At 67.6% G+C, this 20164-nt stretch carries 17 protein-coding genes; 12 read left to right on the plus strand and 5 right to left on the minus strand.

The genetic code is table 11. The features are described from left to right. Nucleotides 1-112 precede the first annotated feature (112 nt). The 5 genes from ilvC (at nt 113) to AC3A6J_RS05610 (ending at nt 6854) form a co-directional block, all read left to right on the plus strand. Nucleotides 113-1129: a ketol-acid reductoisomerase gene (gene ilvC / locus AC3A6J_RS05590; protein ID WP_487858918.1), complete on the plus strand. Its 1017-nt coding sequence runs from the start codon at nt 113-115 to the stop codon at nt 1127-1129. A 136-nt stretch (nt 1130-1265) separates the two neighbouring features. Next, nucleotides 1266-2090, plus strand: coding sequence for a CDP-diacylglycerol--serine O-phosphatidyltransferase (gene pssA, locus AC3A6J_RS05595; RefSeq protein ID WP_487858919.1), 825 nt, complete (start codon nt 1266-1268; stop codon nt 2088-2090). A 186-nt stretch (nt 2091-2276) separates the two neighbouring features. Next, on the plus strand, nt 2277-3974 hold the full coding sequence (leuA, locus tag AC3A6J_RS05600) for a 2-isopropylmalate synthase (protein WP_487858920.1): 1698 nt from the start codon (nt 2277-2279) through the stop codon (nt 3972-3974). A 53-nt stretch (nt 3975-4027) separates the two neighbouring features. Next, the gene (locus AC3A6J_RS05605) at nt 4028-5566 is read left to right on the plus strand and encodes a 2-isopropylmalate synthase (protein WP_487858921.1); all 1539 of its coding nucleotides are present in this window, start codon (nt 4028-4030) and stop codon (nt 5564-5566) included. Nucleotides 5567-5681: 115 nt separating this feature from the next. Beyond that, nucleotides 5682-6854 (plus strand): serine hydrolase, encoded by a 1173-nt coding sequence (locus tag AC3A6J_RS05610; protein ID WP_487858922.1) that lies wholly within the window; start codon nt 5682-5684, stop codon nt 6852-6854. Nucleotides 6855-6897: 43 nt separating this feature from the next. Here the strand turns inward: AC3A6J_RS05610 and AC3A6J_RS05615 are convergent, their stop codons facing one another. Genes AC3A6J_RS05615 through aat form a run of 3 tightly spaced genes read right to left on the minus strand, consistent with a single transcriptional unit; the run spans nt 6898 to nt 9275 of the window. After that, nucleotides 6898-7731 (minus strand): IclR family transcriptional regulator, encoded by an 834-nt coding sequence (locus tag AC3A6J_RS05615; protein ID WP_487858923.1) that lies wholly within the window; start codon nt 7729-7731, stop codon nt 6898-6900. A gap of 30 nt (nt 7732-7761) precedes the next feature. Then, the gene (locus AC3A6J_RS05620; RefSeq protein ID WP_487858924.1) at nt 7762-8523 is read right to left on the minus strand and encodes an arginyltransferase; all 762 of its coding nucleotides are present in this window, start codon (nt 8521-8523) and stop codon (nt 7762-7764) included. Further along, complete coding sequence (gene aat, locus AC3A6J_RS05625) at nt 8520-9275, minus strand: leucyl/phenylalanyl-tRNA--protein transferase (RefSeq protein WP_487858925.1); 756 nt, start codon at nt 9273-9275, stop codon at nt 8520-8522. The genes AC3A6J_RS05620 and aat overlap by 4 nt, the downstream gene beginning before the upstream one ends. Before the next feature lie 215 nt (nt 9276-9490). Between aat and AC3A6J_RS05630 the strand changes: the two genes are divergently transcribed. From AC3A6J_RS05630 to AC3A6J_RS05640, 3 genes are read left to right on the plus strand one after another with little or no spacing between them, the layout of a single operon-like run. After that, nucleotides 9491-11821: a xanthine dehydrogenase family protein molybdopterin-binding subunit gene (locus AC3A6J_RS05630; protein ID WP_487858926.1), complete on the plus strand. Its 2331-nt coding sequence runs from the start codon at nt 9491-9493 to the stop codon at nt 11819-11821. 37 nt (nt 11822-11858) lie between these two features. Next, entirely contained in the window at nt 11859-12788 is a 930-nt protein-coding gene (locus tag AC3A6J_RS05635) for a helix-turn-helix transcriptional regulator (RefSeq protein WP_487858927.1), read from the plus strand. A gap of 56 nt (nt 12789-12844) precedes the next feature. Continuing rightward, on the plus strand, nt 12845-13264 hold the full coding sequence (locus AC3A6J_RS05640) for an SRPBCC family protein (RefSeq protein ID WP_487858928.1): 420 nt from the start codon (nt 12845-12847) through the stop codon (nt 13262-13264). Here the strand turns inward: AC3A6J_RS05640 and pobA are convergent. After that, a complete protein-coding gene (gene pobA / locus AC3A6J_RS05645; protein ID WP_487858929.1) occupies nt 13261-14442 on the minus strand; it encodes a 4-hydroxybenzoate 3-monooxygenase in 1182 nt (393 codons plus the stop codon). The two genes, AC3A6J_RS05640 and pobA, sit on opposite strands and share 4 nt — an antisense overlap. A 129-nt stretch (nt 14443-14571) precedes the next feature. On the opposite strand from pobA, the gene AC3A6J_RS05650 reads away from it, so the two are divergent. The 4 genes from AC3A6J_RS05650 to AC3A6J_RS05665 all read left to right on the plus strand — a co-directional run bounded on the left by AC3A6J_RS05650 (nt 14572) and on the right by AC3A6J_RS05665 (nt 19109). Continuing rightward, nucleotides 14572-15342, plus strand: a complete 771-nt coding sequence (locus AC3A6J_RS05650) for an IclR family transcriptional regulator domain-containing protein (protein WP_487858930.1) — start codon at nt 14572-14574, stop codon at nt 15340-15342. Nucleotides 15343-15405: 63 nt separating this feature from the next. Continuing rightward, complete coding sequence (locus AC3A6J_RS05655) at nt 15406-16065, plus strand: response regulator (RefSeq protein WP_487858931.1); 660 nt, start codon at nt 15406-15408, stop codon at nt 16063-16065. Between the two features lie 151 nt (nt 16066-16216). Next, a complete protein-coding gene (locus AC3A6J_RS05660; RefSeq protein WP_487859344.1) occupies nt 16217-17566 on the plus strand; it encodes an ATP-binding protein in 1350 nt (449 codons plus the stop codon). 73 nt (nt 17567-17639) lie between these two features. Next, complete coding sequence (locus AC3A6J_RS05665; RefSeq protein WP_487858932.1) at nt 17640-19109, plus strand: DegQ family serine endoprotease; 1470 nt, start codon at nt 17640-17642, stop codon at nt 19107-19109. On the opposite strand, the gene AC3A6J_RS05670 is transcribed toward AC3A6J_RS05665, so the two are convergent. Continuing rightward, nucleotides 19106-20092, minus strand: a complete 987-nt coding sequence (locus AC3A6J_RS05670; protein ID WP_487858933.1) for a helix-turn-helix transcriptional regulator — start codon at nt 20090-20092, stop codon at nt 19106-19108. The two genes, AC3A6J_RS05665 and AC3A6J_RS05670, sit on opposite strands and share 4 nt — an antisense overlap. Nucleotides 20093-20164 lie beyond the last annotated feature (72 nt).

Consider the following 20164-nt stretch of genomic DNA (forward strand, 5'->3'; position numbering starts at 1 on the left):
CTGAGCTTGTCGAAGCCCCCGCGCGAGCGGGGACTGCATTGAGCCCTTCGACAGGCTCAGGACGAACGGCACAACAACACACTGCAACCCGCACATCTATCTGGAGAACATCATGAAGGTTTACTACGACAAGGACGCCGACCTCAGCCTCATCAAGGGCAAGACGGTCGCCATCATCGGCTACGGCTCGCAGGGCCACGCGCACGCGCAGAACCTGAACGACAGCGGCGTGAAGGTCGTGGTCGGCCTGCGCAAGGGCGGCGCGTCGTGGGACAAGGTCGGCAAGGCCGGCCTGCAGGTTGCCGAAGTCGCCGACGCGGTGAAGTCGGCAGACGTGGTCATGATCCTGCTGCCCGACGAGCAGATCGCCAACGTCTACAAGAACGACGTGGCCCCGCACATCAAGGAAGGCGCTTCGCTGGTCTTCGCGCACGGCTTCAACGTGCACTACGGCTTCGTGCAGCCGCGCGCCGACCTCGACGTGTGGATGGTCGCTCCCAAGGCGCCTGGCCACACCGTGCGCAGCACCTACACCCAGGGTGGCGGCGTGCCCCACCTCGTGGCCGTGCACCAGGACAAGAGCGGCAAGGCCCGCGACCTCGCACTGAGCTACGCCACGGCCAACGGCGGCGGCAAGGCCGGCATCATCGAGACCAACTTCCGCGAAGAGACCGAAACCGACCTGTTCGGCGAGCAGGCCGTGCTGTGCGGCGGCACGGTCGAACTGATCAAGGCGGGTTTCGAGACGCTGGTGGAAGCCGGCTACGCGCCCGAGATGGCGTACTTCGAATGCCTGCACGAGCTCAAGCTCATCGTGGACCTGATCTACGAAGGCGGCATCGCCAACATGAACTACTCGATCTCGAACAATGCCGAGTACGGCGAGTACGTCACGGGCCCGCGCATCGTGACCGACGAGACCAAGAAGGTCATGAAGCAGGTGCTGAAGGACATCCAGACCGGCGAGTACGCCAAGAGCTTCGTGCTCGAAGCCGCCGCCGGCCAGCCTGCGCTGATCAGCCGCCGCCGCCTGAATGCCGAGCACCAGATCGAGGTGGTCGGGGAGAAGCTGCGCGCCATGATGCCCTGGATCAAGAAGAACAAGCTCGTGGACCAGACCCGGAATTAAGCCCACCCCCCAGGCGACCCTGCTTCGCAGGTCCGCCACCCCCTCGAGGGGGCACAAAGGCTGTCGAGTTTTCTCGATGGCCTTTTTCTTTTTGGGGGACGGAGTGCCCGGTAACGCTGAACTACACTTTGCCCCCATGCATGACGACACGCCCCTGATGCCCATCGAGCCGAAGAAGCGGCGCAAAGGCATCTACATCCTGCCGAACCTGTTCACGCTCGCAGCGTTGTTCGGGGGTTTCTATTCGGTTGTGATGGCGATGAACGCGCGATTCGACCTCGCGGCGCTCGGCGTGTTTGCCGCAATGATCCTCGACAGCCTCGATGGCCGCGTGGCGCGCATGACCAACACGCAGAGCGCGTTCGGCGAGCAGATGGATTCGCTCTCCGACATGGTGTCGTTCGGCGCGGCGCCTGCGCTGATCGCGTACGAGTGGTCGCTCAAGGGGCTGGGCCGCTGGGGCTGGATCGCGGCCTTCGTGTATTGCGCCTGCGCGGCGCTGCGGCTCGCGCGATTCAACGTCAACACCGGCGTGGTCGACAAGCGGTGGTTCCAGGGGCTTCCGTCGCCTGCGGCGGCCGCGCTGGTGGCCGGCTTCATCTGGCTCATGACCGAATGGGGCAAGCGCGGCGGCGAGGTGCTGTACCTCTCGTGGACCCAGATCACTTGGATCACCTTTGCCTTCACGCTCTATGCCGGCCTGTCGATGGTGACCAACGCGCCGTTCTACAGCTTCAAGGACATCCAGATGAAGAAGAGCGTGCCCTTCGCGGTGATCGTCCTCATCGCGCTCGGCATTGCCGTCATCAACATCCACCCGCCGACGGTGCTGTTCGGGCTGTTCGTGGCCTACGGCCTGAGCGGCTACGCGGTCTATGCGTGGCGCAAGGCCAAGGGGCAGCCGGCAAGCGTCATCAGCACGTCGACCGAAGAGCCCGACGAGCGCGGCTTGCATAACTGATGCAGGCTTGTGCTACATTCACAATCCTCATGACCAAGATTTCGCTGCTGGCCCTACTAGCCCTCCCTCACGGGCGGAGACGGTAGCGCACGCGCAAATCCCTCACCACGGCCCGTTCGCACCAGCAACGGGCCGTTTGTCATTTGGGGTTGCTGGTTGATCGCCAACCATCACAGAGAAATCGACATGCTCAAGCAACCTCAAGCCAAATACCGCGCATTCGCCCCGATCGGCCTCAAGGACCGCACCTGGCCCGATGCCGTGCTGACCAAGGCCCCGATCTGGCTGTCGACCGACCTGCGTGATGGCAACCAGGCGTTGGTCGAGCCGATGGACATCGCGCGCAAGATGCGCATGTTCGAGACGCTCGTGGCGATCGGCTTCAAGGAAATCGAAGTCGGCTTTCCCTCCGCCTCGCAGGTCGAGTTCGACTTCGTCCGCAAGCTGATCGAGGAAGACCGGATCCCCGACGACGTCACGGTCCAGGTGCTCACGCAGGCGCGCGACCACCTCATTGAGCGCACCTTCGAATCGCTCAAGGGCGCGCCGCGCGCGATCGTCCACCTCTACAACGCCGTGGCGCCCGTGATGCGCCGCGTGGTGCTCGGCATGGACGAAGACCAGATCGTCGAGCTCGCGAGCAGCCATGCGCGCATGTTCAACGACTTTGCCGCGAAGCAGCCGGGCACGCAATGGACCTTCCAGTACTCGCCCGAGATGTTCTCGGGCACCGACGTGGTGTTCTCCAAGCGCGTGGTCGATGCGGTGACCGAGGTCTGGGCGCCGACGCCCGAGCGCAAATGCATCGTCAACCTGCCCACCACGGTCGAGCATTCCACGCCGAACATCTTTGCCGACATGATCGAGTGGATGCACCGCCACCTCGCGCGCCGCGACTCCATCGTGCTGTGCGTGCATCCGCACAACGACCGCGGCACCGGCACGGCCGCCGGCGAACTGGCGCTGATGGCGGGTGCCGAGCGCATCGAAGGCTGCCTGTTCGGCAACGGCGAGCGCACCGGCAACCTCGACCTCGTGAACGTGGCGCTCAACCTCTACACGCAGGGCGTGTCGCCGAACCTCGACTTCTCGAACATCGACGAGATCCGCGCGACGGTCGAGCACTGCAACCAGATCCCGGTGCATCCGCGCCATCCGTATGTGGGCGACCTGGTCTACACCTCGTTCTCGGGCTCGCACCAGGACGCGATCAAGAAGGCCTTCGCCGCGCGCAAGGAGGGCGACATCTGGGACATGCCCTACCTGCCCATCGATCCCAAGGACGTAGGCCGCAGCTACGAGGCGGTGATCCGCGTGAACAGCCAGTCGGGCAAGGGCGGCATGGCCTATTTGCTCGAGAGCGAGTACGGGCTCGAGATGCCCCGCCGCCTGCAGATGGAGTTCATGCAGGTGGTGCAGCGCGCGATGGACGTCGGGGGCAAGGAACTCACGGCGGCCGACCTCTGGCAGCTGTTCGTGCGCGAATACGGCATCGAGACGGCACGCTCGCTGCAGCACCGCGTGATCGAGGAGGAAGGCGAGGGCGCCTCGGTCGTCTTGCGCGGCGACTTGCCGTGGGACGGCGAGACCCTTGCGATCGAAGGGCGGGGCAACGGTCCGATCGACGCCTTCACGCAGGCGCTGAGCCAGGCCACCGGCCACACGGTGCGCGTGATGGATTACCACCAGCATGCGATCGGTGCGGGTGCCGATGCCAAGTCGGTGGCCTACCTCGAACTGCGCGTGGACGAGTCGCAGACGCTGTTCGGCGTGGGCATCGACGCCAACGTGATTTCGGCCTCGCTCAAGGCCATCGTCTCGGGCGTGCGGCGGGCACGCGGGCGCGGCGCGCACAGCGCACAATCGGCGGTTGAGCTCGCCTGACGCGACCACCGCCGTCCGCGCAAGGTGCCAATGAACGAAGAAGGAGATCCACGATGACCGACCAGCTCATTATTTTCGACACCACCTTGCGCGACGGCGAGCAGTCTCCCGGCGCCTCGATGACGCGCGACGAGAAGATGCGCATCGCCAAGCAGCTCGAGCGGCTCAAGGTCGACGTGATCGAGGCCGGATTCCCGGCCAGCTCGAACGGCGATTTCGAAGCCGTGAAGGCGATTGCCAATGCGATCAAGGACGCCACCGTGTGCGGCCTGTCGCGCGCCAATGACCGTGACATCGCGCGTGCGGCCGAGGCGCTGAAGGGCGCGGCACGCGGCCGCATCCACACCTTCATTGCGACCTCGGCGCTGCACATGGAAAAGAAGCTGCGCATGTCGCCCGACGAGGTGCACGAGCAGGCCCGCCTCGCGGTGCGTTTCGCGCGCAACCAGGTGGCCGACGTCGAGTTCAGCCCCGAGGACGGCTACCGCAGCGATCCCGATTTTCTCTGCCGCGTGCTCGAGACCGTGATCAATGAAGGTGCCACCACCATCAATGTGCCCGACACCGTCGGCTACGCGATTCCCGAGCTCTACGGCAACTTCATCAAGATGCTGCGCGAGCGCGTTCCCAACAGCGACAAGGCGATCTGGTCGGTGCATTGCCACAACGATCTCGGCATGGCGGTGGCCAACTCGCTGGCCGGCGTGAAGATCGGCGGTGCGCGGCAGGTCGAATGCACGATCAACGGCCTCGGCGAACGCGCAGGCAACTGCTCGCTCGAGGAGATCGTGATGGCCGTGAAGACGCGCAAGGACTACTTTGGTCTTTCGCTCAACATCGACACCCAGCACATCGTGGCCGCGAGCCGCATGGTGAGCCAGACCACCGGCTTCGTGGTGCAGCCCAACAAGGCCGTGGTGGGCGCCAACGCCTTCGCGCACGCCTCGGGCATCCACCAGGACGGCGTGCTCAAGGCACGCGACACCTACGAGATCATGCGGGCGGAAGACGTGGGCTGGACCGCCAACAAGATCGTGCTGGGCAAGCTCAGCGGGCGCAACGCCTTCAAGCAGCGCCTGCAGGACCTCGGCGTGACGATGCAGAGCGAGGCCGACATCAACGCCGCCTTCCTGCGCTTCAAGGAGCTGGCCGACCGCAAGTCCGAGATCTTCGATGAAGACATCCTCGCGCTCGTCAGCGCGGAGGAACTGTCGAACGTTGGCGAGCAGTTTGCTTTCGTCTCGCTCGCGCAGCACTCCGAGACCGGCGAACGTCCGCACGCAAGGGTCGTCTTCACGGTCCAGGGCAAGGAAGTCACCGGCGAATCCGATGGCAACGGCCCGGTCGATGCATCGCTCAAGGCGATCGAATCGCATGTCCGCAGTGGCGCGGAGATGGTGCTTTACTCGGTCAATGCGATCAGTGGCTCGACAGAAAGCCAAGGAGAAGTTACAGTTCGGTTACAAAATGCGGGCCGAGTGGTGAATGGCGTTGGGGCAGACCCCGACATCGTCGTCGCATCTGCCAAAGCTTATTTGAGCGCGCTCAACAAGTTACAGAGCCAAGCTGAGAAAGTGTCTGCGCAGGGCTAGGTTTACGGGTCGTCCTTGATGTCGAATGAAGAAAAGGATGCAAGTAACTGATATTGCGTGTCTTTTTTGATTTCGATACACTGCGGTTCTCATTTCGCCGCTGGAGATATTCCCAATGCCTGAAGCCCGTCTCCGCCGAGTTTCCAGCCAGCGGTTCCTGCCCGCCGTCAAAGCCCTCGCCGTCGCGTTCTGCGCCACGGCGTTTTTGCTGTCCGGTGCGCAGGCCGCCAAGAAGGAAAAAACGGTTGCCGCCAAGACCGCCGTGGCCAAGAAGGCCCGCGGCGCGGCACCGGCACAAGTCAAGTCTGCCAAGGCGTCGCGTGGCGCCAAGAGCCGCAGCGAGAAAGTCGTTCGTGGCGGCCGCAACGTGGTCGCCAGCATCCGCAAGAAGAACGGCAAGACCGTGGTGGCCGTGCAGCGCCGCTCGCTGGTCCGTGTCGAAACGCCCGCACGCCAGTCCTTCGGCCAGCTGGCCGGCCTGCACAGCGTCGAGGACGCGCTCGACCTGAAGTCGAGCGTGGCGCTCGTGATCGACCAGGACACCCATGAAGTGCTGTTCAGCAAGAACGACCATGCCGTGCTCCCGATCGCGTCGCTCACGAAGCTCATGACCGGCCTGCTGATCAGCGAAGCCCATCTGCCGAACGACGAACTGATCACCATCACCCAGGACGACGTCGATACCGAAAAGTGGAGCCGCTCGCGCCTTACCGTCGGCACCACGCTCACGCGCGGCGAACTGCTTCATCTGGCGCTGATGTCGAGCGAGAACCGGGCGGCGCACGCCCTGGGCCGAACCTACCCGGGCGGCCTCGCGACCTTCGTTAGCGTGATGAACGCCAAGGCGAAGATGCTCGGCATGAAGGACACGCGCTACGTCGAGCCCACGGGCCTGTCGAGCCGAAACCAGGCGAGCGCCCAGGACCTGGCGCTGCTCGTCAGCGCCGCCTACGCCGATGCGACGGTGCGCGCGCTCTCGACTTCGCCCGAGTACCAGGTCGAGGTCGGCAACCGCGTGCTGCAGTACAACACCACCAATCGCCTGGTGAAGAGCCCCGACTGGGACATTGGCCTGCAGAAGACGGGCTACATCTCCGAGGCCGGCCAGTGCCTCGTGATGCAGGCCAAGGTGGCGGGGCGCAAGCTGATCATGGTGTTCCTGGATTCGGCCGGCAAGTTCAGCCGCATCTCCGATGCCGAGCGCGTGCGCCGCTGGGTCGAGGCCACGCAAGCCTCGAGCACGCCCGCTGCTTCGCGCAACGCGCACATCCTCCAGGCCGCCGGCTGATCGTTGCCGGCGTCCCGGCGCGGCTGCGGCCGCGCGCGGAGGCTCAGGCGACGGCTGAAGAGCCGGTGCCGCCGCCGATCGAAGGTCCGTTGGCCGCGTCGGTGCTCTTGTAGCCCAGTGCTTCCGAGATCTCGTGCGCGGTGGCCTGCAGCTTGGGCAGCCATCCCTCGTCGAGCCGGTCGGCGGGGGCGGAAATCGACAGCCCCGCGACCAGCTTGCCCTGGTCGTCGTAGATGCCGGCGGCCATGCAGCGCACGCCCAGTTCCAATTCTTCGTTGTCGCGCGCGATGCCGTACTGGCGCGCCTTCGACAGCTCGCGTTCGAGCGCGGGCAGCTGCGTGATGCTGTTGCGCGTGTGGCCCGACAGGCCGGTGCGCGTGGCGTAGCTGCGCACGCGCTGCGGATCGTCGGCTGCAAGAAACAGCTTGCCGGTCGAGGTGAGATGCAAGGCTGCCCGCCCACCGATGGCGCGGACCACCTGCATGCCCGAGCGTTCGCTGTACGAGCGCTCGATGTAGACGATCTCGTCGCCCTGGCGCATGCTGAGGTTCACCGGCTGCTGGGTGATCTTGTGCAGCTCGCGCATCGGGCCGAGTGCCGCGTCGCGCACGTTGAGCCGGCCTTTGACGAGGTTGCCGAGCTCGAGCAGCCGCATGCCGAGGCGGTAGCTGCCTGCCTCGGGGCGGTCGACGAAGCGGCCGACCGCGAGGTCGTTGAGTATCCGGTGCGTGGTGGAAGGGTGCAGGCCCGTTTTTTCGCTGATTTCCTTCAGCGAAATGGCCTCCTCGCGCGAGGCGAGCACGTCGATCAGCGCGAACATGCGCTCGATCACCTGGATGACTGGAACGGCAGGAGCGTCGGTTTGGTTTTTTCTCATGGCGCGATGCGGTGTGGACCGGGCGCCATTTTACCTTGTGAAATCAGAAGGCGCTTGCCACTGTCCGTCGATCAGCAGCTCGTGCGGTGCGAAGCGCGCCTTGTAGTTCATCTTGGCGCTGCCCTCGATCCAGTAGCCGAGATAGACGTGGGGCAGGCCCAACTTACGTGCCTGCTCGATCTGCCACATCACGCTGAAGGTGCCGTAGGCGGTGGACCGGGCGGCGCGGTTCTCGGGTTCGTAGAAGGTGTAGACCGCGGAGATGCCGTCGTTCAGCACATCGAGGATCGACACCATCCGGAGCGCACCCACGCTGCCGTCGGGCGACAGCTCGCGGAATTCGACAAGCCTCGAATTGACGCGGCTCTGCAGCAGGAACTGGGTGTACTGGTCGATGCTGTCGTGGTCCATGCCGCCGCCGGCGTGGCGGCCGTTCTGGTAGCGAAGGTAGAGCTGGTAGTGCTCGGGCACGAAGCACAGCTTGAGCACCCGCGCCTGCAGGTTCTGGTGCTGCTTGACGGCGCGCCGCTGGCTGCGGCTCGCGCGGAAGTCGTCGACCCGCACGCGCAGCGGGATGCAGGCCCTGCATCCGTCGCAATATGGCCGATAGGTGAACATGCCGCTGCGCCGGAAGCCGCTCAGCACCAGGTCGGAGTAGGCGTCGTTGTGGATCAGGTGGCTGGGCGTGGCCACCTGCGAGCGGGCCTGCCGGTCGGGCAGGTAGCTGCAGGGGTAGGGCGCCGTCGCGTAGAACTGCAGCGTGTGAAGCGGGAGATCCTTGAGGTGCGTCACGGCGTTCCGGAGGGTCGTGCGGAAAGGAGTTCTGCCCAGTATACGGGCTCGAAAAGCCATCGTGGGCCCTGCTGTTGACGTGCCCGTGCCACGTGCGCCACGAAGCGCTGGCGGGTCATTTCGCGCGCACCCAGGCTCGCGAGGTGCGACGTATTCTGCTGGCAGTCGATCATCTGCACGTCGTAGCGGCGGCACAGGCTCACCAGCGCCGCGAGCGCGATCTTCGACGCATCGGGGCGGTGCGTGAACATCGATTCGCCGAACACCGCACGCCCGAGCGCCACGCAGTAGAGGCCGCCCGCGAGCTCGCCGTCGATCCAGGTTTCCACACTGTGCGCGTGCCCGGCCCGGTGCAGCCCGATGTAGGCCTGCACCATGTCGGGAACGATCCAGGTGCCCGACTGGCCCACGCGCGGCGCCTGTGAGCAGGCCTGGATCACGGCCGCGAAATCGTGGTCGATGCGGATCTCGCAGCCGGGCGTCTGCGCGAACCGCGCCAGCGTCTTGCGCAGCGACCGGTGCAGCTTGAAGTCGGCCACCTGCAGCACCATGCGCGGGTCGGGGCTCCACCAGAGGATCGGCTGGTCGTCGCTGAACCAGGGGAACACGCAGCGGCCGTACGCCTGCACCAGCGTGTCGACGTCGAGCGCGCCGCCGGCGGCGAGCAAGCCGGGGACGGGGTCGGTCGCACCCCAGGCCGATGCGGGATCGGGCAGTGCATCGCCGGGTTCGAGCCATGGCAGTTGTTGCATGCCCGTAGATATACACGGCTTCGCACGGGTTTCAGGCGCAGAGGGGAAAATGCCGCCTTCGAGGCCGGCAGCAAACGATTGCGGCCATCGTTCTACGTTCGTTCTAGGTTGTCCACCCAATCGTGCGCGACTATCCGAAGCCCATATAGTGCAGCCTCCACCGCACCCAGATGCCAGCCAACCGCCCAGACCTGCGCGGCAGCCAAGAGGACCACTTGACCACTGAATCCCATCCCACGCGCTTCGGCAGCGGCCACGCGGTCCGCCGCCTAGAAGACGAAAGCCTGTTGGCCGGTGCCGGCCGCTACACGGACGACGTCACGCTGCCCGGCCAGTCGCACCTCGTGTTCCTTCGCTCGCCCTATCCACATGCGCGCATCGTGTCGATCGACACGGCCGCTGCCGCAGCCATGCCGGGCGTGCTGCGCGTGTTCACTGGGGCCGAACTCGCCGAGGCCGGCGTCCAGCCGATGCCGGGCGCCGCGGGCTTCAAGCGCGCCGACGGCAGCGACTGCGCCAGCCCACCGCGCCGGGCCATGGCGCATGAACGGGCCCGCTTCGTCGGCGAGGCCGTGGCGGCGGTGGTGGCAGAGTCGTTGCGCGATGCGCGCGATGCGGCAGAAGCGGTCGTGGTCGACTACGAGCCGCTGCCGATGGTGGTCGATCTTGCCAGCGCCAGCGCCGAGGGCGCGCCGCTGCTGTGCGAGGAGGCCATCGGTAACGTTGCCGCGGAAATGCGCCATGGCAGCAGCGATGCCGCCGCGGCCGCTTTCGCCGAGGCGGCGCACGTGGTGGGTCTCGACGTGGTCAACCAGCGCGTGGTCGCGCTCACCATCGAACCGCGATCCGTGCTCGCCGCGCCCGACGCCCAGACCGGCCGGCTGACGGTTCGCATGAGCACCCAGATGCCCTCGGGGGTGCGTGACACGATCTGCGGCGCCCTCGGCCTTGCCAAGGAGAAGGTGCGCGTGGTGGTCGGCGACGTCGGCGGCGGCTTCGGCATGAAGACCGGCGCCTACCCCGAAGACGTCGCGGTCGCGTTCGCCGCGCTCCAGACCGGCCGCCCCGTGAAGTGGGTCGCCGACCGCAGCGAGGAGTTTCTTTCGAGCGCGCACGGGCGCGACATCCAGGCCCGGGCCGAACTCGCGCTCGACGCCGAAGGCCGCATCCTCGCGCTGCGCATCCGCACGCTGGCCAACGTCGGCGCCTATGCCACCGGCACCGGCGTCGCGATCCAGCTACTGATCGGTCCCTGGGTGCAGACCAGCGTCTACGACATCCAGACCATCGATTTCCACTTCAAGGCGGTGCTGACGAACACCGCCCCGACGGGGGCTTACCGCGGTGCCGGCCGCCCCGAGGCGATCTTCACGATCGAGCGGCTGATGGACGAGGCCGCGCGCCAGACCGGCATCGACCGCATCGCGCTGCGCCGGCGCAACTTCATCCGCCCCGAGCAGATGCCTTACAGGAATCCGATGGCGCAGACCTACGACACCGGCAAGTTCGAATCGGTGATGGACCAGGCGCTGGCGCTGGCCGACTGGAGCGGCTTCGAGGATCGGGCGGCCGAATCGGCGCGGCGCGGCATGCACCGCGGCCTCGGCATCGCCACCTTTCTCGAATGGACTGGCGGCAACGTGTTCGAGGAGCGCGTCACCGTATCGGTGCAGGCCGACGGCGTGATCGAGGTGTTCTCTGCCGTTAACGCGATGGGCCAGGGCATCGCGACCTCGCTGGCGCAGCTTGCGGTCGATGCCTTCGGCGTGCCGATCGAGAAGGTGCGCGTGGTGCTCGGCGACACCGACCGCGGCGACGGCTTCGGCAGCGCCGGATCGCGCTCGCTCTTCACGGGCGGCTCGGCCGTGCGCATCGGCGCCGAACGCACCATCGACCGCGCGCGCGAACTCGCGGCGCAGGAATTCGAAGCCGCCATCGACGACGTCACCTACAGCCGCGGTGCCTTCAGCGTGGCCGGTACCGATCTCTCGCTCGACTTGTTCACGCTCGCGGGCCGGCAACCCGGGCGCGAGATCTTCGTCGATTCGACCAGCAGCGTCGCCGGCCCGACCTGGCCCAACGGCTGCCACATCTGCGAGATCGAGATCGATCCACCCACGGGTGAGATCAGCGTCGTGGCCTACAGCTCGGTCAATGACGTCGGCCGCGTCATCAACCCGATGATCGTACGCGGCCAGCTCGAAGGCGGCGCGGTGCAGGGTATCGGCCAGGCGCTGTACGAGCAGGTGGTGTACGACGAGGAAACCGGCCAGCCGCTCACCGGCAGCCTGATGGACTACGCCGCCCCGCGCGCGGACATCGTCGGCGCGATGTTCCAGATGGAAATGGACGAATCGACGCCATGCGCGAACAACCCGCTCGGCGTGAAGGGCGTGGGCGAGCTCGGCACCATCGGTGCCACGCCCGCCATCGTCAATGCGGTGGCCGATGCGTTCGCGCGCAACGGCTTCGCATCTAGCGCGCCGCGCCTGCACATGCCGCTGAGCCCGGCGCGTGTGTGGCAGGCGATGCACACGGTGGACTGACAGGCGTCCCACACGGCAGCCGGCGGCGTCCCGAACCATGCGCGTCACCAACGAGCTGCAGACCGCCAGCATCCGCGTCTCGCGCTACAGCTGCGATGCGGGGCCGGGCGCCAAGGCCTTCGCTGAAATGCACACCGGCCATTCCGTGTCGTATGTGCGGCGCGGCAGCTTCGGCTACCGCGCGCACGGCCAGGCCTACGAGCTCGTCGCGGGCTCGGTGCTGGTGGGCTGCCCGGGTGACGAATACGTCTGCACGCACGACCACCATGCGTGCGGCGACGAGTGCCTTGCTTTCCATTTCTCGCCCGGCTTCGTCGACCTGATCGGTGGCGACCGGACCGTCTGGCGCACCGCCGGCTTGCCGCCGGTGGCCGAACTCATGGTGCTCGGTGAGCTCGCGCAGGCTGCGGCCGACGGACAGGTCGACGCCGCGCTCGACGAGCTCGGCATCTGGTTCGCACGCCGCTTCGTCGAAGTCGTCTCCGGCGGCGGCAGGAAGGTTGCCAGAGACGAGAGCGCCGCACCGCGGGACCGCCGGCGCGCCGTCGACGCGGCGGTGTGGATCGATGCCCACGCGCACCGTGACATCGGGCTCGACAGCGCTGCGGCCGAAGCGGGCCTGAGCGCCTTTCATTTCCTGCGGCTGTTCTCGCGCGTGCTTGGCGTCACGCCGCACCAGTACCTCGTGCGTGCGCGACTGCGCCATGCCGCGCGTCTGCTGGCCGATAGCGAAGACCGCACGATCACCGAGGTGGCGCTCGATGTCGGCTTTGCCGACCTGAGCAATTTCGTGCGCACCTTCCACCGTGCTGCGGGTGTGTCGCCAAGCGGATTCCGCAAGGCCGCGCGCGGCGACCGCAAGATTCTCCAAGACCGGATCGCTGCACTGCTCGACGATGACCGCCTGATCCACCCATCGAACAGGAAGCCATCTCATGTACCACGCCATCCGACTGAAGCCCGCTGACCACGCCACGAGCGGCCACAACGCGCGCCTTGCGCGCCTCTGAAGCGAGCCGCACCATGGCCACGATCTACAAGGAATTCACCGTCGAAGCCGATGCGGCCCAGGTTTGGGACGCGCTGCGCGACTTCGAGGCGGTCCACACACGGCTCGCGCCGGGTTTTCTCACCAGCTGCACCATCGATGCCGAAGGCGCGCGCATTCTCGGCTTTGCCAACGGCCTCGTCGCGCGCGAGGTGCTGGTCGGCCTCGACGACGCGCAGCGCCGGCTCGCCTACACCGTGACCGGCACGAAGGCCGCGCACCACCATGCGTCGGCGCAGGTGTTCGAGGCAGGGCCGGGCCGTTCGCGCTTCGTCTGGATCACCGACGTGCTGCCCGATGCCATGGTGGCCTACATCGAGCCGATGATGGTCGACGGCTGCACAGCCATGAAAGCTGCGCTCGAAGGGCGCACCGCCGCCGTCCCGCCCGCCTAGAAGTCCTCGAGCGGCAGCCCGACGTAGTTTTCCGCCAGCGCGGTGGAGGCCGCCTGCGAATGCACCAGGTAGTCGAGCTCGGCCTCCTGGATCTTCTGGCCGAAGGCGCCGGTCTCGGGAAAGCGGTGCATCAGCGAGGTGAACCACCACGAGAAGCGCTCGGCCTTCCAGACGCGGCGCAGGCAGAGGTCGGAATAGCGGTCGAGTGCCGAGGCCGATTTCTCGCCGTAGAAGATCTCGAAGGCGCGCGACAGGTAGCCCACGTCCGCGGTCGCGAGGTTCAGCCCCTTGGCACCGGTCGGCGGCACGATGTGCGCCGCATCGCCGGCGAGGAACAGCTTGCCGAAGCGCATCGGCTCGGCGACGAAGCTGCGCAGCGGCGCGATGCTCTTCTCGAGCGAAGGGCCGGTCACCAGCCGCTCGCGTGCTTCGGGATCGAGCCGCGCACGCAGCTCGTTCCAGAACGCCTCGTCGCTCCAGTTCTCCACCCGCTCCTCGGTCGGCACCTGCACGTAGTAGCGCGAGCGCGTGGCACTGCGCATGCTGCACAGCGCGAAGCCGCGTTCGGTGTTGGCGTAGATCAGTTCGTGCGACACCGGCGGCACGTCGGCGAGCACGCCGAGCCAGCCGAAGGGGTAGATCTTCTCGTAGGTCTGGATCGCGCCCGCCGGCACGCTCGCGCGGCTCACGCCGTGGTAGCCGTCGCAGCCCGCAATGAAGTCGCAGGCGATCTCGTACTGCTGGCCGTCTTTTTCGTAGCGAACGCGCGGCTGGCCCGCGTCGAAGTCGTGCAGGCTGACGTTGGCCGCGCTGTACACGGTGGTCAGGCCTTCGGCCTCGCGGGCGGCCATCAGGTCGCGCGTGACCTCGGTCTGGCCGTACACCGTAACCTGCTTGCCGCCCGTGAGCCCGTGCATGTCGATGCGATGCCGCGCACCCTTGAACAACAGCTCGATGCCTTCGTGCGGCAGCCCTTCGGCGTGGGCGCGCGCGTCGACCCCGGCCCGTGCCAGCAGGTCCATCGTGACCTGTTCGAGCACGCCGGCCCGGATGCGGCCGAGCACGTAGTCGCCGCTCTGGCGCTCGACGATGATGTTGTCGATGCCGGCCTTGAACAGCAGCTGCCCGAGAAGCAGGCCAGCCGGGCCCGCGCCGATGATCGCGACCTGTGTGCGCATGTACGTGTCTCCAGTGGAATGCCAGGAGCGTAGGGCGTCCACCGGCAGGCGTGCGTGCGCCGCGCGAGGCTCTGTGCGATCATGCGACCGGCTGCGCGATCATCGCGCAACACTTCGAAGAAACCACTGATGACCATCGCCAAAGCCGACTTCATCGAGGGCATCGCCAAGGGCATGGCCGTGCTGGAGAGCTTCGACACCGAGCGCCAGCGCCTCAACGCCACGCTGGCCGCCGAGCGCGCCGGCCTCACGCGCGCGGCCGCGCGGCGGCACCTGCTCACGCTCGCGCACCTCGGCTATCTCGAGACCGATGGCAGCTACTTCTGGATGGCACCCAAGGTGCTGCGCTTCTCGGGCAGCTACCTGGCTTCGTCGCGGTTGCCGCGCGCGCTGCAGCCCACGCTGAACCGGCTTGCGTCGCAGACCGGCGAGTCGTTCTCGGCCGTGGTGCTCGACGGCGAAGAAGTGGTCATCATTGCGCGCAGCGGCAGCTATGGCTCGCCGACCCGCGTGCTCGCCTACGGCCTGCACCTGGGCGCCCGGCTGCCGGCCCATGCCACGTCCACCGGCCGTGTGCTGCTCGCGGCCATGCCGTCAGCGCAGTTCACGCAGTGGCTCAAGGGGCGACTCCTCGCGCGGTTGACCCCGCACACCACCACCCAGGCGCGCAGCCTGCGCCAACTGGTCTCGCAGGTGCGCAAGGACGACTGCTGCTTTGCGAGCGAGGAGCACGAGCTCGGCGTGCAGGCGCTCGCGGTGCCGCTGCGCGACATGCAGGGCCACACGGTGGCCGCGCTCAACGTGGTGCTGTCCGGCACGCGCTACCAGGAAGAGGCGCTGCGGCGCGAGATGCTGCCGCTGCTCTTCGAGGCGGCGCGCGAGGTCAGGGCGTTGCTCTGATCACGGTGCGCCGATGAACTTCCGCGCGGGCCTCGCCTCGAATCGCGACAACCGGACCTCACCATGCGACTCCTGCTCCTCGAAGACGACGTGATGATCGGCGAGGCCGTGCTCGACCTGCTGCGCGCCGAGCAGTACGCCGTCGATTGGGTGAAAGACGGCGATGCGGCCGAGACGGCACTGCGCACCCAGCACTACGACCTGGTGCTGCTCGACCTCGGCGTGCCGCGGCGCGACGGACTCGAGGTGCTGCGCAATCTGCGCGCGCGCAAGGAGCGCATGCCGGTGCTGATCGCCACGGCGCGCGATTCGGTGCAGCAGCGCATCGAAGGGCTCGATGCCGGCGCCGACGACTACGTGCTCAAGCCCTACGACCTCGACGAGCTGCTGGCGCGCATCCGCGCCTTGCTGCGCCGCGCTGCGGGCCGGGCCGAACCGGTGTACGAGCACATGGGCGTGAGCATCAACCCGGCCACGCGCGAGGTCTCCATCGGCGGCCAGCCGGTGGTGCTCTCTGCGCGCGAGTGGGCGGTGCTCGAGCCGCTGATCGCGCGGCCCGGCATGGTGCTCTCGCGCGCCCAGCTCGAAGAAAAGCTCTACAGCTGGAAGGACGAGATCAGCAGCAATGCGGTCGAGGTCTACGTGCACGGCCTGCGCAAGAAGCTCGGTGCCGAATTCATCCGCAACGTGCGTGGCGTCGGCTACATGGTGCCGAGACTATGACTCTCCCCCAGGCTTCGGGCACTTCGTGTCGCTTCTCCTTCCTCCTCGCCGGGGGCAACACCAGCGGCCCGGCGAAGCCGGCTCCGCGGTGTTCCTGGCCTGGGCCTCGGCTGTTTCGAACCGCGCGCTCGTGGATCTGCTTGGCGCAGCGATGATGAGCGTGCATCGGTTTTTTGGCTCCCTGCGTGCACGCCTGCTGTGGTTTTTGCTCGCGGCGATCGTGCTCGCGGCGGGGGTGCAGGCGCTGGCGGCGTACCGCACGGTGCTGCGCGAGGCCGACGAGATCTTCGACTACCACATGCAGCAGATGGCGCTGTCGCTGCGCGCCGGGCTGCCGCCGAGCGCGGCCGTGGGCGGCATCGGCAGCGGCGAGCAGAACTTCGAGTTCGTGGTGCAGGTGTGGACTGCGGACGGCGTGCGCATCTTCGAGTCGGCCGAGCAGGCGGCGCTGCCGCAGCTCGCGGTGCTGGGCTTTGCCGAGGTGCGCGCGCGCGGCAATACCTACCGCGTGTTCTCGATGCAGACCCGCGGCCTCGTGATCCAGGTGGCGCAGGACATGGCCGCGCGCCGCAGCATGGCGGGCGCGCTGGCGCTGCGCACCATTGCGCCGGTGGCGCTGATGGCGCCGCTCCTGATGCTGGTCGTCTGGTGGGTCGTGAGTCGGTCGCTCGCACCGGTGGCACGCGTGCGCGGGCAGGTGGCCTCGCGCCAGGCCGACGATCTTTCGCCGGTGAGCGAGGAAGGGCTGCCCGACGAGGTGCGCCCGCTGGTGCAGGAGCTCAATCTCTTGTTCGGCCGCGTGCGCCATGCCTTCGATGCGCAGAAGCACTTCGTCGCCGATGCCGCGCACGAGCTTCGCTCGCCGCTTGCCGCACTCAAGCTGCAGGTGCAGGGCCTGCAGCGTGCGCCCGACGCAGCCACGCGCGAACTCGCAGTGAGTCGGCTGGTGGCCGGCATCGACCGCGCGACGCGGCTCGTCGAGCAGATGCTAGCGTTGGCGCGCCACGAGGCGAGTATGGCCGCAGGCGCGAAGCCCGAACCGGTCGACCTGGCCGAGGTCGCGCGGCTCGCCATCTCCGACGCGATTGCGGCCGCACAGGCCAGGCGCATCGACGTCGGCATTTCCCATGCCGACGCGGCCGTGGTGCCCGGCCAGCCCGAGGCGCTGCGCATGCTGTTGCGCAACCTGGTCGAGAACGCCGTCAAGTACACGCCCGAAGAGGGCAGGGTCGACGTGGCGGTGACGCAGCGCGGCGATGCCGCCGTTGAACTCAGCGTGGACGACAGCGGCCCGGGCCTGCCGCTCGCCGAGCGCGCGCGCGTGCTCGACCGCTTCTACCGCGCGGGCGGGCCGCAGGCGCCCGGCAGCGGCCTCGGGCTTTCGATCGTCAGGTCGATCGCCGAGCTGCACGGGGCGCAGGTGGCGCTCGACACGTCGCCGAGCCTGGGCGGTCTGCGCGTGGTGGTGCGCTTTGCCAAAGAGGGCGCCGCCCGCGTTTAAGCGGCGCTTAAGCCAGCGCAACGACATTCCTTTCATCGCATCAGCGTCTCGACGCAATGAAAGGAACCGATCCATGAACACCCGACTGACTTCGCCCCGTGCCCTGGTGCTCGCCCTGGCCACTGCGGGCGTGATCGGCGCCGTGGGCGCCGGCGCCTACAGCAGCGCGAGCGCCCTGAACGCCGCCACCGCCACCAATGCCGCCGCACCCGCGGCCATGGTCACGCTGCCGGATTTTTCCACCATCACCTCGCGTGACGGTCCCGCGGTGGTCAACATCAGCGTGACCGGCAGCGCGAAGGCCTCCGACGCCGAAGCGGCGGCCGGGATGCAGGGCATCGATCCCGACGATCCGATGTTCCAGTTCTTCCGCCACTTCCAGGGCCAGCCGGGCCCGCGCAGTGCCCCGCGCGACGTGCCGGTGCGCGGCCAGGGCTCGGGCTTCATCGTGAGCGCCGACGGCATCATCATGACCAACGCGCACGTGGTGAAGGACGCGAAGGAAGTCACCGTCAAGCTCACCGACCGGCGCGAATACCGCGCCAAGGTGCTCGGCACCGACGAGAAGACCGACATCGCGGTGCTCAAGATCGACGCGAAGAACCTGCCGACGCTCGCGCTCGGCAGCACCAAGGACCTGAAGGTCGGCGAATGGGTGCTGGCCATCGGGTCGCCGTTCGGCTTCGAGAGCACGGTCACGGCGGGCGTGGTCAGCGCCAAGGGCCGCACGCTGCCCGACGACGGCTACGTGCCGTTCATCCAGACCGACGTGGCGGTGAACCCCGGCAACTCGGGCGGCCCGCTGCTCAACACGCGCGGCGAGGTGGTCGGCATCAACTCGCAGATCTACAGCCGCAGCGGCGGCTACCAGGGCCTGTCGTTCGCGATTCCGATCGACGTGGCGGTGCAGGTGAAGGATCAGATCGTCGCCACCGGCCGGGCCACGCACGGACGCCTCGGCGTGGCCGTGCAAGAGGTGAACCAGGCTTTCGCTGATTCGTTCAAGCTCGACAAGCCCGAAGGCGCATTGGTCTCGAACATCGAGAAGGGCGGCCCCGGCGACAAGGCGGGCCTGAAGGCGGGCGACGTTATCCGAAAGGTCGATGGGCATCCCATCGTCGCGTCGGGCGATCTGCCGGCTGCGATCGGACAGCGGGCGCCGGGTACGAAGGTCACGCTCGACGTGTGGCGCCAGGGCGAACCCAAGGCGCTCAGCGCCACGCTCGGCGATGCAAGCGACAAGCAGACGAAGGTCGCCGCCAACGACAGCGCCGCCGGCCAGGGCAAGCTGGGCCTTGCGCTGCGGCCGCTCGCACCGGAGGAAAGGCGCAGCGCCGCCGTCGACGGCCTGCTGGTCGAGGACGTGACCGGCCCCTCCGCGGCGGCGGGCGTGCAGGCCGGCGACGTGCTGCTCGCGATCAACGGCACGCCCGCCAAGAGCGTGGACCAGGTGCGCGAGGCGGTCTCGAAGGCCGACCGATCGGTGGCGCTCCTGATCCAGCGCGGCGACGACAAGATCTTCGTGCCGGTGCGGCTCGGCTAAGGCGGGGTTGCTGCTGGTGTTGCGGCTGCGGCATCCGCCGCGCGCTGCAGCCGCGCCGCGACCTGCGCCAGGTGCGCGGCGAGTTCGGGCGGCGACTCGATCTCGAACGCGTGGCCGAGGCAAGCGAGCCAGACCGCCAATGCATCGAGCGAATTGCCTGCCGCCTCGATGCGCGTGTGGTGCGGCCCCACCGCCTCGGGCACGCCCCCGACCCACGACAGCTGCGGCGCCAGTACGGCGAGCGGTGCATGCACCAGCACCCGTGCATGGTGCAGGAACGGCGCCACGGTGAGCGCATGCTGCATGTACGCCTCGATGTCGCCATGGGGCAGCCTGCGTGCCGTGAAGCGGGCGCCGGTCGGCGCCGGATCGACGATGCGGTCGAGCCGAAAGGTGCGCCAGTCGGCGCGCGCCGTGTCCCAGGCCAGCAGGTACCAGTGCTGCCCGGTCTGGACCACGCGGTGCGGCTCGGCCGTGCGGGCACTCGCGGCGCCCTGGTGGTCGCGGTACGCGAAGCGCAATTCCTGCCGGTCGGTGCAGGCTTCGGCGAACAGCGAGAGCGCTGTCATGCGCACCCGCGACCGGCTTCGCATGACCGGCACCACCGCGCCACGCACGCTGTCGAGCCGTTTCTGCAGCCGCGGCGGCATGAGCTGCTCGAGCTTGGCCAGAGCGCGCAGTGCGGCGGTCTCGATGTCGCCGCGCGCGCCACCGCCCGGATTGCCGAGGCAGAGCGCGACGGCGATGGCTTCTTCGTCCTCGAGCTGCAGAGGCGGCAGCGAGGCCCCCGCGCCCAGGCGGTAGCCGCCGGCCACGCCGGACGTGGAGTCGACGGTGTAGCCGAGGCTGCGAAGCCGGTCGACGTCTCGCCGCAGCGTGCGCTCAGTGATGTCGAGCCGGCCGGCCAACTCGGCACCGGCCCATGAACGTTGCGCCTGGAACAGCGACAGAAGGCGCAACAGGCGTGCAGAAGCGGACAGCATGGCCCGATCATGCCTGCGATCGAGGACAGAAAGTGTCCGCAATAGGCCGTAGCCTCCGTGCTTCTCTCTTTC

The sequence above is a fragment of the Variovorax sp. Soil_C_39 genome (assembly GCF_057656815.1).